Source organism: Marinicella marina (genome assembly GCF_030065545.1).
Lineage (GTDB): Bacteria > Pseudomonadota > Gammaproteobacteria > Xanthomonadales > Marinicellaceae > Marinicella > Marinicella marina.
In genome coordinates this window covers 192,023-205,330 of sequence record NZ_JASJNC010000007.1, presented here as the reverse complement: position 1 = coordinate 205,330, position 13,308 = coordinate 192,023, and the positions used below count along the sequence as shown (strand labels likewise).

Genomic DNA, 13,308 nt, shown 5'->3' with positions numbered 1-13,308 from the left:
AATGAATTAAAAGCAACAATAATTAACTGTAGGTGCGGTGAAACTGCATCAAATGAGTTTTCAGGTAGTGCTTACAAATGTAAGCAAAGAAATTTTAAGAGTGGTCTTCCAAATCCGCAGCGCCAGCTGCGATGTAACGCAACTGAGTGATCGCACGGTCTTGTAGTTGTTGCCTTTGATTGGGTTTGCTGGCTATGGATTCGGCGCCCGCATTGAAGATAACTGCCACCATGGCTTCTGCTTGGGCGTAGGCTGAATCATGGTTGAAACCAGCAGTTTGGATGTAGTCTGTTAATTCCACCACGAAATACTGTATTTCTCTGGCCACAGCCACCCGCAAAGCCCGGGTAGTACCTGAGCGCTCATGAAACAGGATTCTGAAAATATTGGGATTGGCTTGGGTGAACTCCATGAAAGTGCTGACCGAACTGGCAATGACACTGCCTTTTTTCTTGATTCTTTGCCGTGCTTTGCGCATCACTTGGCGCAACGCCAGCCCTGATTCGTCGACCAAAGTCAATCCCAACTCTTCCATGTCTTTGAAATGCCGATAAAAAGAAGTGGGTGCAATGCCTGCCTCTCTGGCCACCTCGCGTAACGACAAACTGGCAAAACTTTTACTTTCCCCCAGCTGGCCGATGGCGGCATCAATGATGGCACGACGGGTGCGTTCTTTTTGTTGTGATCTGGATAAGGTCAAACGTTTATGAGGTCATAGAAAATAAACAGCCTATCAACTTGCGCATTTGGAATCAAGCAAGTTCTTTAAGCTGATAATAATTGTGTGATTGTCATAAAGTTGTTATATTTGTGAAGCTGTTAACAATTTTGCAACAAACTTGCTGACAGAATGACAGGTGATTTGTGCCATTAGGTGCATTGTTTTAGAGGTGTTTAGACGATGTAGGCCAGGTCATTTTTAAAGAGTGGTGTTGTTAAGTCATAAAAATAAAAAACATAAAACATGAAACAACGCCTTTAATTGGATCATACAATTGATTTTAATTAATGGAGTAAAGCACGAACCCACGTCTTGATGCTGACAACATCTCAAAGATCTTCAGCCATAGCTGATGCGGTTATTGCGTCCTAAGACTGGACGATACATCAATTTTGGTCCTCACTATACTAAGAGGAAGTACAAAATGAAAACCATCAGTAAATTAACCACCTTTGGCTTGTTAGTTGGAGGCATGTGTTCAACGGCGTTGGCACAAACAGATTTATTTTATCCTGAAACACGAACCAAAGCTGGCCTTGAGCCCACTTCAAGTGTGATTCGAGCTTTGTCAGCCAATGACAGTGTTGAATACATTGAGCCGATTGGCTTGAATGTCAATGCCCTGCAAAAGAGTACTGGAGCACTTAATTTAAATTTTGCCAGTGACTTGAACTTCAAAACCACTCAAGTGCGCACCTTTCCGATTGATGATGAATCCTATGCGTGGGTGGGAGAGATTGATCTGGGGCTGAAGAAAATCAGCAAAGAGCCAATCGACTACGGCAAAGAAATCAACGCCAACCAAGCCGTATTTATGGTCAATGGTGATCGCGTCTTTGGACAAATCATTATTGAAGGTTTGGTTTATGAAGTGCGTACCATGGAGAAGGGTGATGGTTATTTATTGGTGAAACGTGATTTCAGTGTTTTAAGTCACAAAGATGACACACCTGCGCAAACATTCAACGTCAAACCAACCAGTACAGTGAATCAAAAAATGGCCTCTAACGTGGTTGATGTGATTCAATTGATTACTGACCAAGCCATCAATGATGAAGGCGGTGTCTCATCAGCAGTAGATGCCATGCGTTTTTTCATCACCCAATCTAATCAGGTTTACAACACCAACGGCATAGATTTAGAAATGCGCAATGCAGGCTTGTACCGTGCTGGCGCTGAGTTGAATACCAGTTCATCCAACATGTTGTCGCGTTTGCGAAGAACCAATGATGGTTATTTGGACAACGTTCCCGGCACACTCAGGAACCAAACCAATGCCGATTTGGTGGTTTTGGTTACCAGTCGTTTGAGGAACCAAGGTTTGTGTGGCCAAGCTGATGGCATCGGTGTCGGTCAGGCCAACGCTTTCTTCATCATTGATCACGATTGTACTGATTTCACTTTCGTGCATGAGGCTGGCCATTTGTTTGGTGCACGTCATGACAACGATCCAACAGGAACGCCATACAGTTTTGGTCGCGGTTATGTCGATGCTGTGGGTAACTTTAGATCAGTAATGGCTGTTAGTTCAAATCCACAACCTCGTTTGGGTGGTTTCTCCAACCCCAACCAGACAGCTGGTGGTCGTCCATTTGGTACTTCAAGCCGCAACAACAAACGCGTGCATGATTTACGTGCGGCCTTTGTTGCTGGTTTCAGATAAGCAGTTAACAACGATCTAAACACACCTATGGGTGTGTGAAAATGAGCCCTCAGCGATTTAATTGTTGGGGGCTTTTTTTATCCATCAAGCTGTCATTGTGTTATCAACATTTTAAAACGGCTGGTTTCTGACTTAATTGAACTCGATACCGACATGCTTTAAAATAAACAGTGTAAACCAGATTGATTGACTCTCACTGAGCATTGGTAGCTGGTGCAACAATAAGGGGGAAATATGAAGAAGCTGATTTTATTTGGGATGCTGTTTTTCAACGTCCATGCCATGGCGCTTGGAAATAATGGCTGGTTTGTCAATGAGGTTTATTCCAATCAAGCTGGCACCGTGCAATACATTGAGTTTAATTATATTGACACCGCTCAATTAGACATTGTTGGCACTCAAATCACCATCACTGATGATTTTACCACCAAAGAAATTATCATTCCATTTGCGGTAACAGAGCCCACACAGTTTCTCATCTCTGATCAGGGTTTTGTGCAGTCAGTTGGCTCGGTACAACCACTATTTACGGTGGCAGGGCCATTGTTCGATGTTAACTCAACTACTTTATCAATTGCTTTTGGTTTCGATCCTCCTTTTGTCATAGATCCTTTGATTTTACCTGATGATGAATTTTTGGCGCTCAATCGCAACTTGGAGTTTGTGCCCAATTCACCGACCAACAATGCAGGAGAAGTCGGTCAACTACCAGAACCGCCTTTGTTTTTTGATGGTTTTGAATTTTGTAAAAAACCCATTGTTCAATACAGTGACAATGACGTTGATGGCTTTGGCAATCCGTTCAATGCCATCTCATCCTGCCAGCTCGAGGCTGGTTATGTGGTAGATAACAGCGACTGTAATGACACCAATAACAATGTGTTTCCTGGTAATGAGGATTTACCCGATTTGAATTTTATTGACAGTAACTGCGATGGCATAGATGGTGATGTGACTGATAGCGTATTTTTGGCAGTTGGAGGCAATGGTTCAGGCTTGGGCGCAGATGATCCTATTGGTAGCCCAGATGCTGCCTTTCAATTGGCCCTTGATCAGAACAAAAGCTGGGTGTTGATGGCTGCGGGTAATTTTTCTTATGGTGATGAATTCAATAATGCTTTACCCGTTGGTGTGAACCTGGCTGGGAGCTATGTGAATGCATTTCAAAACCGGATCCAAGCGATAGAAACGACGCTGGATGTGCCCTATCAAGGCCTGCAGCTGGAGCTGTCACTGGAGCCGCACACCTATCAGTATTTGCGCATCAACAGTGCTGATGATGCGCCATTATTAACCAGCAGTTATGCTTTGACCGTGCGAGATGTCGATCAAATCAGACTGGAAAAAGTTGCACTTAATTCCGGTAATGGCGGCAATGGAACTCGAGGAAGTAATGGTACCAATGGTGCTGTCGGTGTTAATGGTACCGCTGGTGGTGATGGTGTTGAGAGTGATGGTTTTGGTTGTGCTTCAGGCAGCCGGCCAACGGTTGGTCAGGCAGGTAATGCCTCTTGCAGTATTTTTATTGGTGGCGGCACAGGTGGGCTTTCAGGATTGGGAGAAAACAATGGTTTTCCTGGTGGTGATGGCTTGTCTGGCGGTGGTGATGGTGGTGCTGCTGGTGTTGGTAATGGTTCACAAAACACCAGGAACGGTAGGGATGCTGATGGTGGCAGCCCAGGTGGACCAGGCAGTAACGGCGAGCCTGCCAGTAATGCCATCGAATTTGTTAACTCTAATTACGTCATCACGGTGGGTGAAACCGGTTCCAACGGCGCTAATGGCCTGGGCGGCGGTGGCGGCGGTGGCGGTGGCGGCGGTGCTTTTGCCTGTGATTCATATGGTGGTGCCGGTGGTGGCGGTGGCTCGGGCGGTTGTGGTGGCTCAGGTTCAGAAGGTGGTATGAGTGGTGGTGCCAGTATCGGTTTGCGATTGGTTAATTCAAATGCCACCGTGAATCAATCGAACATCAACAATGCATTGGGTGGTGCCGGTGGTGATGGTGGCAGCCCCGGGACTGGAGGTCGAGGAGGCTTTGGTCGCCCTGGTGGTGATGCGGAAGATGATTCTGGAAGTGGTGGCGATGGCGGCGATGGTGGACGCGGTGGCGATGGTGGTACTGGCGGTGGTGGCGCTGGTGGTGCAGCAATAGGCATCGTGTGTCTGGACTCATCTACCTTGAATTTAGATCAGGACACGCAGTTTGACAGCCAGGGGCCTGCAGTGGGTGGCAGCCCGGGTAACAACATCGGTCAACAGTTGGACACTTTTGCCTGTGATTGATGTTATTCACCTATCTGACTTACATCTTGGATTGATGGTTTGCGTCGATTAAAATATGGTTTTTTTCAATCGACGCAACCATGTCAATCCATAACCAAAACAATGACCTGCCTCGCGGCTGTATACAGCAACTGGAAATAACTTCTGAATGCCTCAAAGGCAATCCCTTGGGTGACCCACACGTGCGCCAAGTGCCGGTGTATTTGCCGCATGCCTATGATGCTTGTGATGCTGATGAGAATGGTTCATACCCAGTGATGTATTACCTGGCGGCTTACACCAACAGTGGTCAGGGTGTGGTTGAATGGCGCGCCTTCGGGGAGAGCATACCAGAACGCTTAGATCGGATGATTCACGAGCAGAAAATGGGCCCGACTGTGGTGGTGTTTCCAGAATGTTTTACTCGTCTGGGCGGCAATCAATATTTAGATTCGCCGGCCATGGGCGCTTATGCCAGCCACATTCACGATGAATTGATCCCCCTGGTGGAATCAACCTATGCGGTGAAAAAAGGTGCTTCCCACCGTGCTGTGTTGGGTAAATCTTCTGGTGGCTTTGCGGCGATTCGTTTTGCCATGGATTTTCCGGGGCAGTGGGGTGCCATTGCCAATCATTCGGGTGATGCTGGTTTTGATTTATTGTACCAACGTGATTTTCCTGCAGTGGCTGATATTTTAGCTCAGTTCAATGGCGATATTGAAAAGTTCATCAAACGTTTCTGGAAAGCCAAAAAAGTCATGGGCTCACACATATTGGCGATGATGCACCTGTGTATGGCTGCCACGTACGATGGTGAGGATGCCAACGATGTTAAATTACCATTTGACCTTGATACCTGTGAACTGGATGCGGTGCGTTGGCAAAAATGGTTGGCACATGATCCGGTCAATCGAGTTACGCAATCGGTCACTGCACTGCAACAGCTGAATGGCTTGTATATGGATTGTGGATTTCGTGATCAATATTACATTCACTATGGCATGCGACAGCTATCGAAAAAGCTTGAAAAAGCCCAAATTGAACACACTTATACTGAGTTTAATGGCACCCATTCGGGCATAGATTACCGACTGGATGAATCCTTACCCTATTTGTACGAGAAAATAAAATGATAAAAGTCAGTGAATCAGCCATAGAATTTTTGTCTGGCGTGATCAGTGAACAAGACATCGACGATTTGCATTTAAAGGTTGATGTGCAAAATGCTGGCACCCCGGCGGCCGATTGTCACCTGGGTTTTTGTGAAGCCGATGAGATGGATGATGACTATGACATCCAAGAGCTGGGACCGTTTAATTTGTATTTGGCCAAGGCGGATGAGGCTTACTTTGTTGATGCTGAAATTGACTATGAAGTGCAAGGTGCCAGTGGTCAACTGAACATCAAAGCGCCAATGCTCAAGGGTCAATCGCCTGATGACGATGCACCTTTATTTGAGCGTTTGTCTTATTTCATTGATGCCACCATCAATCCAATGCTGGCATCACATGGAGGTAGGGCTACTTTGACTGCGATTGAAGCGGATAAAGCCTACATTGAATTTGGTGGCGGCTGTCAAGGTTGTGGCATGGCTAAACAAACCTTGTCACAAGGCATGCAAACACAAATAACCAACACCTTTCCGGAAATCAACGACGTGCTGGATGCCACCGATCACGCCCAAGGTGAAAACCCTTACTACTGATGATGACTGATAACCCGAACATTGTAGATGTCACTGCCGATACATTCATGGCAGAGGTCATTGAGAAATCAAAAGACATACCGGTGTTGCTCGATTTTTGGGCTGACTGGTGTGAGCCATGTAAAAATCTGACACCAATCCTGCATGACATCATTGAACAGCACCCAGGTCAGCTGATGCTGGCCAAGGTGAATACCGATCAAGAACAGATGTTGGCGCAACAAATGGGTGTTCAAAGCTTACCAACCGTGGCTTTATTGAAAGATGGACAGATTGTTGATAATTTCATGGGCGTTAAGCCAAAAAGTGAAATCATTACTTGGCTCACTGAGCACATAACACTGGGTGCAGTTGAGGCCGAACCTGAAGTGAACACCGATGTTCAAGTTTTGATTGAGGCAGAACAATATGAAGCGGCGTTGGCGGCATTAATGGAGCTGCCACAAGAACAAGCTGTTTGGCAGATGATAGAAGTTCATTTGTTGATGAACAATATCGATGCAGCACAAAAACTATACGATGGCCTCTCAGAAGAACAATTGAAATTGCCTGAGTCAGATCAAGCCAAAGCCAAAATTCAGCTTGCGGGTGTAGATGCCAATGATCAATTAGCCGGCATCAAACAACAAATCACCCAAGGCCGGGTAGAGCCAGCGATTGAAGCATTATTGGTTTTATTGCAACAGCAAAAGGACGATGCTGATGTCAGGCAATTGTTGTTGTCTTCATTCAGCCTGCTGGGTGATGCCAAATTAGCTGCTAAATACCGCCGCCGCATGGGCTCGCTGCTTAATTAATCATAAATTGATAACAAAATAAACTGGAGAAAAATAAATGTATAAGTTCGTCCTGTTACTGGGCTTGTTTTTTGCTCAGATCACCATGGCACAAGAGCAAGAAGAAGCCAAGAATTACCTATCTAAGGCCACTCAAGTGGGTGAAAATGTTTGGATTGGTCCGCAGCCTTCTGAACAAGATTTCAATGAATTGGCCGCTGAAGAGATTGGTGCAGTGATCAATACCAGAACTGCCGCTGAAATGGCCGACATGCCATTCAAAGAAGTTGAACAAGCCAGTCAATTCAACATGAATTACGACTTATTAGAAATCGGTGAAGGTCATGCTTATTCTCCAGCGAAGTTAAGTGAGTTTGACCAACTGATGACAGCCAATGCCGGTAAGAAGATGTTGTTGCATTGTCGTTCAGGCAATCGAGCCACTCAGCTATATACTGCTTGGCTGATTAAGCACCAAGGCAAATCTGCAGCCGAGGCGTTGCAGGCAGTTGGCTCCAAAAGTGATGAGCTGAACGATGCCGTGAAGGCATTGTTGGGTCGCTGAAGCAACTCCCCCTCTGTTCATGGTTATCGCCGGCTTGGTTCGGCGATGCACCAATATTTCAACACCGAATCCTGTAAATCAATTAAAATTCAGGCTTCAAACCATCTCAATGAAGGATTAATACATGAAAGTCATAACTCGATTTGCTCCCAGTCCTACTGGTTACCTGCATGTAGGCGGCGCCAGAACAGCGCTTTTTTCATACCTCTATGCCCGCCACCATGGTGGTCAATTTGAGTTGCGAATTGAGGACACCGACACCGAACGATCCACAGAAGCGTCTGTAAACGCTATCTTTGAAGGTATGAATTGGTTGGGTCTTGAGCATGATTCAGAAGTGAAATACCAAAGCAAAAATCTGGCTCGCTACCATGAGGTGATTGAGCAATTACTGGCCAATGATCAGGCTTATTATTGTGATTGTTCAAAAGCGCGCTTAGATGAAATGCGTGAGGCACAAATGAAAAAGGGTGAAAAGCCAAGGTACGACGGTAAATGTCGCAACGCAGGCCTTGAAAAATCAGCTGATACCATCATTCGATTCAAAACCCCTCAGTCAGGCGAAGTGCATTTTAAAGACGGCGTTCGGGGTGACATCACAGTGGCGAATGCCGAATTAGATGATTTGGTAATCGCTCGCGCCGATGGTATGCCCACCTATAATTTCAGTGTGGTTATTGATGATGCGGACATGGGCATCACCCATGTGATTCGTGGTGATGACCACATCAACAACACACCCAGACAAATTAATATTTATAAAGCACTTGATTTACCGGTGCCAGAATTTGCCCATGTACCGATGATATTAGGTGATGACGGCGCACGTTTGTCCAAACGCCATGGGGCCGTGAGTGTGATGCAATACAGCGATGATGGCTACTTACCAGAAGCGGTGCTGAATTATTTGGTGCGTTTAGGCTGGTCCCATGGCGACCAAGAGTTGTTCAGTAAAGCTGAAATGATTGAGTTGTTTGATTTATCCGGTGTGAACAAAGCACCCAGCGCTTTCAACACCACCAAACTCAACTGGATCAACCAACAATACCTGCAACAAGCCGATGATTTGAGGTTGGTTGGTTTGGTGCAAAAACGCTTAGAAACACTGGGTGTGCACTTACCTACTGAATTGAATTTGACTCAAGTGGTCGAAATGTTCAAAGAGCGGGCGCATACCATCAATGAGTTGGTTGATTTAGGTTTATTCCTGCTGCAGCCACTTGATGGCTACGACGAAAAGGCCGAAAAGAAGGCCTTCAAAGAATCTGCCATTGAGCCTTTGCAAGCGGTCATCGCCAAATGTGAGGCGATTGATGATTGGGCTGGTGCTGATTTACACCAACTGATTGCTGATGTGGTGGCTGAATTAGAGGTTGGCTTTGGCAAGGTTGGCATGCCGGTTAGGTTGGCCTTATCTGGTCAAGCCCAGGGACCTGCCAATGATGAAATCATGCAGGTATTGGGCAAAGATGAAACCATCAATAGATTACAAAATGCACTGAGCTACTTGACTGAAAAATTCAGTTAACGTTTTTTTGTTTCATCTGTATTTGACGGGTGTGATGGCATATTGATTGTTTTTATCAAACAGAAAAAATGAAACTTAAAAACATGACTTGGAAGGGAAAAACGGTTTTATTCGGTTTTTTCGCATTGATGCTGGCTTCATTGTTATTTGTTGGAACTGCCATGGCCATTGAAGAACCTGAATTCACCTTGATCAAAAAAGACAAACCTTTTGAATTGCGGGCTTATGAACCCATGATTGTGGCCGAAGTGGAAGTGTCGGGTGACATGAAAGAAGCATCCAATCGAGGTTTCAGGTTGATAGCAGATTTTATTTTTGGTAACAACACCGCCAGAGATGGAGACAGTTCGAAAATCAGCATGACGGCACCGGTAACCATGGAAGCCCAGTCAGAAAAAATCAGCATGACGGCACCAGTTACGATGGAACAGAACAATGGTACAGACTCATGGCGGGTGCATTTTGTGATGCCATCAGAATACAACATGGATACCTTACCCAAACCCAATAATTCACGAGTCAATATTCGAGAAGTGGCGCCGCAAGACTATGCCGTCATTCGATTTTCAGGTTTTACCGGTGATAAAAAAGTGGCGAAGAAAACCCAAGAGTTACTCGATTGGATGCAACAAATGAGCCTCACACCGATTGGAACACCAGAATTGGCCAGGTACAACCCACCGATAACACCCCCATTCTTCAGGCGCAATGAAGTGATGGTCAGGTACAAAGCTGAGGGATGATTGAAAATTTCATGTCTTTTGACATTGTTTTTTAGGCTTTGATTCAGGCACAATATTCAAGCTAATTTAACTGAACATGCTTGATGCCATCGACCGCTAGATTTTGGCTGACGGGTGATATTCGAATCGACGCAGTCACCCAAAAGTCCTATCACAACCACAATGAAATCCAATTGTCGGATTTGTCTTTCAAAACCATGAAAGCGTTGATCAATGCATTCCCAGAGCCTTTGTCGAATGATGATTTGATTGAGCAGGTCTGGCAGCACACTGCGGTCAGCCCAGAGACTGTGACACAGAGAATCGCGTTGATACGCAAAGCATTCAATGAGGTTGGTTTGGATGCCAAAACTTACATTGCTGCCACTCGGCACGTCGGTTACCGTTGGTTAAAACCCATCAGCCAAAGTAACAGCAAATCCACATTTAAGAAAGTGGCTATTTCAGTATTTGTCTGTGCATTCATTGGTATCGGTTCTTGGTTATATTGGAGCGATCAAGCAAGGCCCAATTTGCCCATCAAAGCCACGGCAACAGTCTCTGCTGAAGATTTGTCACAACAAGCTTGGAGCTACTTAGACAAACACAGTGCACACAGTAATCAATTGGCCATCGGGCTGTTCAGGCAAGCATTGGCCATAGACAAAGATGAGGTCAATGCGTTGACTGGATTGTCTATTGCATTGTCTCATCAAGTGACTAAATTCAATCAAGATGCCAAGTTATTGACCGAAGCGCGAGAACGGGCGCAACAGGCCACTGAATTGACGCCATCACACGCCCAAGCGTGGGCTGCCTTGGCATTTGTTGATGATGCGGCAGGTGACATTGATGCAGCCATTGCCGGTTATGAAAAAGCCATTGAGTTGGCACCGAAAAACACATCAACTGTCAGTTCTTTGGCTTATTTGTATGCCGTAAAAGGTCAATTGGTCGATGCTTTGCAATTGAACCTTTCGGTACTCGGTTCGCAGCAACTGTATTTGGATTTACAAATTGCCCAAGTTATGAATCTGCTGGGTTTTGACGTAATGGCTGAGCAGTGGTACCACAAAGCAGACGTACTGGGTCCAGACAATGTTTTCGCGACCCACCAAAGGGCGCAATTTTACCTGGCACAAAACCAACCAAGCCAAGCTGCAACAGTCATTGAACAAGCCCAACAACGTGGCATACTGAGACCTGAACTGCCCACGTTGCAGGGTCTGATGGCATGGAAAAAGAGCGATATACCATTGGCTATTAATCACTTCAAAACAGCCCAAATGATTGATGAGAGTGACATGCGCAGTTACCTGCTTCTGCAAGCCCTGTTGGGCAATGACCAGCAGATGCAGCAGCATGGTTGGTTAAGTGGTACGTTCAGTTGGCCAGATCAATCTGTCTACCAAGCACAATATTATGCCGTGGTGGGAGAAACGGATTTGGCCTACCAAGCTTTGTCGTTGGCTTTTGATCGGGGCTATCGTGATCATGCTTGGTTAACTTGGTCACCGGCATTTGAGCCACTAAAGACCGATGATCGGTGGGCTGAATTGTTGTTACAGATACAGGCAGATGTGGCAGCACAGCGCCAAGTCATTCTCAACGCCGACTGGTTACCCACATCATTTTTGAACCCCAAAAATTAGCGTTTCAACAAAGCCGGTATGACATGTTCGGTGAGTATTTTTTGTGACTGTGGGTGGGCATAGTTTGTGTTGTATGCTTGGCTGGTAATCACCACTTGGGCATTCAGCGCCGGTAACATGAACAGGTAGTTGCCACCGTTTCCAGCAGCAGCAAAAGCTGTGATGTTTTGTTCTTCAACGACAAAGTCAAAAATCCACCACAAATAACCATACTCAATACCGCGGTTGACATCAATCACTGCTTTGCGGCTCAACGAGTCATCAATCCACTGTTTGTCTAATACCTTCTGCTGGTCGAATTGGCCTCCGTCCATCATCATTTGTCCGATTTTAATCCAGTCCATGCTGCGCAAGCGCATGCCGCCGCCGCCATTGGTGACGCCCAAAGGGGTGAAGCTATTGATTGGTGGTTTGATGCCCAAAGGATTGAATAATTTAGCTTGTAAGTAGGCTGACATTTTTTGTTGCGTTACTCGTTCAACCACATCAGCCAATACTTGAACCCCACCGGTGCAATAATAAGCGGCTCGGCCGTATTTACTATCTGCTGGGGTTTGGCGCCACGGGGCCGTACCACGTATGGGTAAATCGAGCATGAACTGCGTCCAGTCCTCAATGATGTACATCTTTTCCTCATTGCCACGTGAGGCGTTGTTCCAGTCATCACATTCCAACAAACTACTCATGGTTAACAAATCTTCCAGGGTGATTGCTGACTTTCGCTTATCTGGGTTCTTTAACGGCAGTTTGTCTTCGAAGTAAGGCAGGACTGGCTGCTCTACAGTTTTAATTAAACCATCTTTGATGGCCAAACCAACCGCCAGAGAAGTGATTGATTTACTGGCTGAGCGCATGTCATGTTGCGTTTCTGCATCACTGCCATTGAAGTACTGTTCATATATGATGTTTTGATCTTGAGCGATAACCACACTGGTTATTTGTTTGAATTCATTCGTTTTGATGTTATCTCGTATTGCGCTCAGTTTATCGAGACTTTTGGCATCAGTCAGGGTGGTAGTTAAAAGTGTGATCAAGCATAAGGTTTTTAGTAACATGGCATTTCTCGGTTGATAAAACTCCAGATTACACACACCATCAAAAACTTGCATGAAAAGGGCTTAAAGAAAAATAAAGAAAAATAAAGGGTGATTTAACTGATTGAAAGTATTGCTTTTATGGTGGATTTAACTTTTTTAAAATCACAGTCTGATGATGCCGCTTAAATCAGTCGTCACTCAATGATTGAGTAGCAAAACAGCACCAATAATGATCAAGTTGATTAGGTTGTAAATCATTTTGTTGCGGGCCAACCAGCTTGGGTACAAATCATTTTGCTTGGCATGATAATCAATGACCGTGGCGGCCAACCAACACACAAAAACCAGTAAAACACCGTTGAAATCACCGAATGAACGGTAACTGAGCCACAGCAAAATCAGCAACAGCAAATTAAGCAACATGAACCAAGCGTTGCGTTCACTGTTTAAATCTTTACCGATTTGGATGCCTGTCATCAAAGCCAACATGAATGCGGCGGTGTAATGGATATATATATAGCCACTGAGCCAAGCGAAATGTTTTCTGTTGGCAGCCAACAGCCCCCAGTCAAATTGGTGGTGTAAAGCAAAAAACAGTCCAATTAACATGGGAATCAGGCTGATCAACATCAAGGCTGACAGTATTTTTTGTTTATTCATGGCAGTCGTGGTTTTTA

General features: G+C 45.4%; 12 protein-coding genes. 9 read left to right on the top strand and 3 right to left on the bottom strand.

The genetic code is table 11. The features are described 5' to 3' along the window. Positions 1–94 precede the first annotated feature (94 nt). Positions 95–700, bottom strand: coding sequence for an HTH-type transcriptional repressor FabR (fabR, locus tag QNI24_RS11745; protein ID WP_267176323.1), 606 nt, complete (start codon positions 698–700; stop codon positions 95–97). 445 nt (positions 701–1,145) lie between these two features. Between fabR and QNI24_RS11740 the strand changes: the two genes are divergently transcribed. The 9 genes from QNI24_RS11740 (at position 1,146) to QNI24_RS11700 (ending at position 11,594) form a co-directional block, all read left to right on the top strand. Further along, positions 1,146–2,384 (top strand): M12 family metallo-peptidase, encoded by a 1,239-nt coding sequence (locus tag QNI24_RS11740; RefSeq protein ID WP_267176322.1) that lies wholly within the window; start codon positions 1,146–1,148, stop codon positions 2,382–2,384. A 234-nt stretch (positions 2,385–2,618) separates the two neighbouring features. Further along, entirely contained in the window at positions 2,619–4,667 is a 2,049-nt protein-coding gene (locus QNI24_RS11735; RefSeq protein ID WP_267176321.1) for a hypothetical protein, read from the top strand. Positions 4,668–4,747: 80 nt separating this feature from the next. Next, complete coding sequence (locus QNI24_RS11730; RefSeq protein ID WP_267176320.1) at positions 4,748–5,779, top strand: alpha/beta hydrolase; 1,032 nt, start codon at positions 4,748–4,750, stop codon at positions 5,777–5,779. Next, complete coding sequence (locus QNI24_RS11725; RefSeq protein WP_267176319.1) at positions 5,776–6,351, top strand: NifU family protein; 576 nt, start codon at positions 5,776–5,778, stop codon at positions 6,349–6,351. The genes QNI24_RS11730 and QNI24_RS11725 overlap by 4 nt, the downstream gene beginning before the upstream one ends. Next, positions 6,351–7,148: a thioredoxin gene (trxA, locus tag QNI24_RS11720; protein WP_267176318.1), complete on the top strand. Its 798-nt coding sequence runs from the start codon at positions 6,351–6,353 to the stop codon at positions 7,146–7,148. The genes QNI24_RS11725 and trxA overlap by 1 nt, the downstream gene beginning before the upstream one ends. A 37-nt stretch (positions 7,149–7,185) precedes the next feature. After that, positions 7,186–7,692, top strand: a complete 507-nt coding sequence (locus tag QNI24_RS11715; protein ID WP_267176317.1) for a protein tyrosine phosphatase family protein — start codon at positions 7,186–7,188, stop codon at positions 7,690–7,692. Between the two features lie 124 nt (positions 7,693–7,816). Further along, entirely contained in the window at positions 7,817–9,220 is a 1,404-nt protein-coding gene (gene gltX, locus QNI24_RS11710; protein WP_267176316.1) for a glutamate--tRNA ligase, read from the top strand. A 68-nt stretch (positions 9,221–9,288) separates the two neighbouring features. After that, positions 9,289–9,963, top strand: a complete 675-nt coding sequence (locus QNI24_RS11705; protein WP_267176315.1) for an SOUL family heme-binding protein — start codon at positions 9,289–9,291, stop codon at positions 9,961–9,963. 83 nt (positions 9,964–10,046) lie between these two features. After that, positions 10,047–11,594 (top strand): winged helix-turn-helix domain-containing protein, encoded by a 1,548-nt coding sequence (locus QNI24_RS11700; protein ID WP_267176314.1) that lies wholly within the window; start codon positions 10,047–10,049, stop codon positions 11,592–11,594. On the opposite strand, the gene QNI24_RS11695 is transcribed toward QNI24_RS11700, so the two are convergent. Together QNI24_RS11695 and QNI24_RS11690 are read right to left on the bottom strand one after the other, a co-directional pair. Next, positions 11,591–12,649 (bottom strand): serine hydrolase domain-containing protein, encoded by a 1,059-nt coding sequence (locus QNI24_RS11695; RefSeq protein ID WP_267176313.1) that lies wholly within the window; start codon positions 12,647–12,649, stop codon positions 11,591–11,593. The genes QNI24_RS11700 and QNI24_RS11695 overlap by 4 nt on opposite strands. A 180-nt stretch (positions 12,650–12,829) precedes the next feature. Next, entirely contained in the window at positions 12,830–13,291 is a 462-nt protein-coding gene (locus QNI24_RS11690) for a hypothetical protein (protein WP_267176312.1), read from the bottom strand. Positions 13,292–13,308: the final 17 nt, after the last annotated feature.

What these genes read in the sequence shown, in the direction of transcription:
- QNI24_RS11740 (WP_267176322.1), top strand. Translation starts at nt 1,146, where the DNA reads ATGAAAACCATCAGTAAATTAACCACCTTTGGCTTGTTAGTTGGAGGC.
- QNI24_RS11735 (WP_267176321.1), top strand. Translation starts at nt 2,619, where the DNA reads ATGAAGAAGCTGATTTTATTTGGGATGCTGTTTTTCAACGTCCATGCC.
- QNI24_RS11730 (WP_267176320.1), top strand. Translation starts at nt 4,748, where the DNA reads ATGTCAATCCATAACCAAAACAATGACCTGCCTCGCGGCTGTATACAG.
- QNI24_RS11725 (WP_267176319.1), top strand. Translation starts at nt 5,776, where the DNA reads ATGATAAAAGTCAGTGAATCAGCCATAGAATTTTTGTCTGGCGTGATC.
- trxA (WP_267176318.1), top strand. Translation starts at nt 6,351, where the DNA reads ATGATGACTGATAACCCGAACATTGTAGATGTCACTGCCGATACATTC.
- QNI24_RS11715 (WP_267176317.1), top strand. Translation starts at nt 7,186, where the DNA reads ATGTATAAGTTCGTCCTGTTACTGGGCTTGTTTTTTGCTCAGATCACC.
- gltX (WP_267176316.1), top strand. Translation starts at nt 7,817, where the DNA reads ATGAAAGTCATAACTCGATTTGCTCCCAGTCCTACTGGTTACCTGCAT.
- QNI24_RS11705 (WP_267176315.1), top strand. Translation starts at nt 9,289, where the DNA reads ATGAAACTTAAAAACATGACTTGGAAGGGAAAAACGGTTTTATTCGGT.
- QNI24_RS11700 (WP_267176314.1), top strand. Translation starts at nt 10,047, where the DNA reads ATGCCATCGACCGCTAGATTTTGGCTGACGGGTGATATTCGAATCGAC.
- QNI24_RS11695 (WP_267176313.1), bottom strand. Translation starts at nt 12,649, where the DNA reads ATGTTACTAAAAACCTTATGCTTGATCACACTTTTAACTACCACCCTG.
- QNI24_RS11690 (WP_267176312.1), bottom strand. Translation starts at nt 13,291, where the DNA reads ATGAATAAACAAAAAATACTGTCAGCCTTGATGTTGATCAGCCTGATT.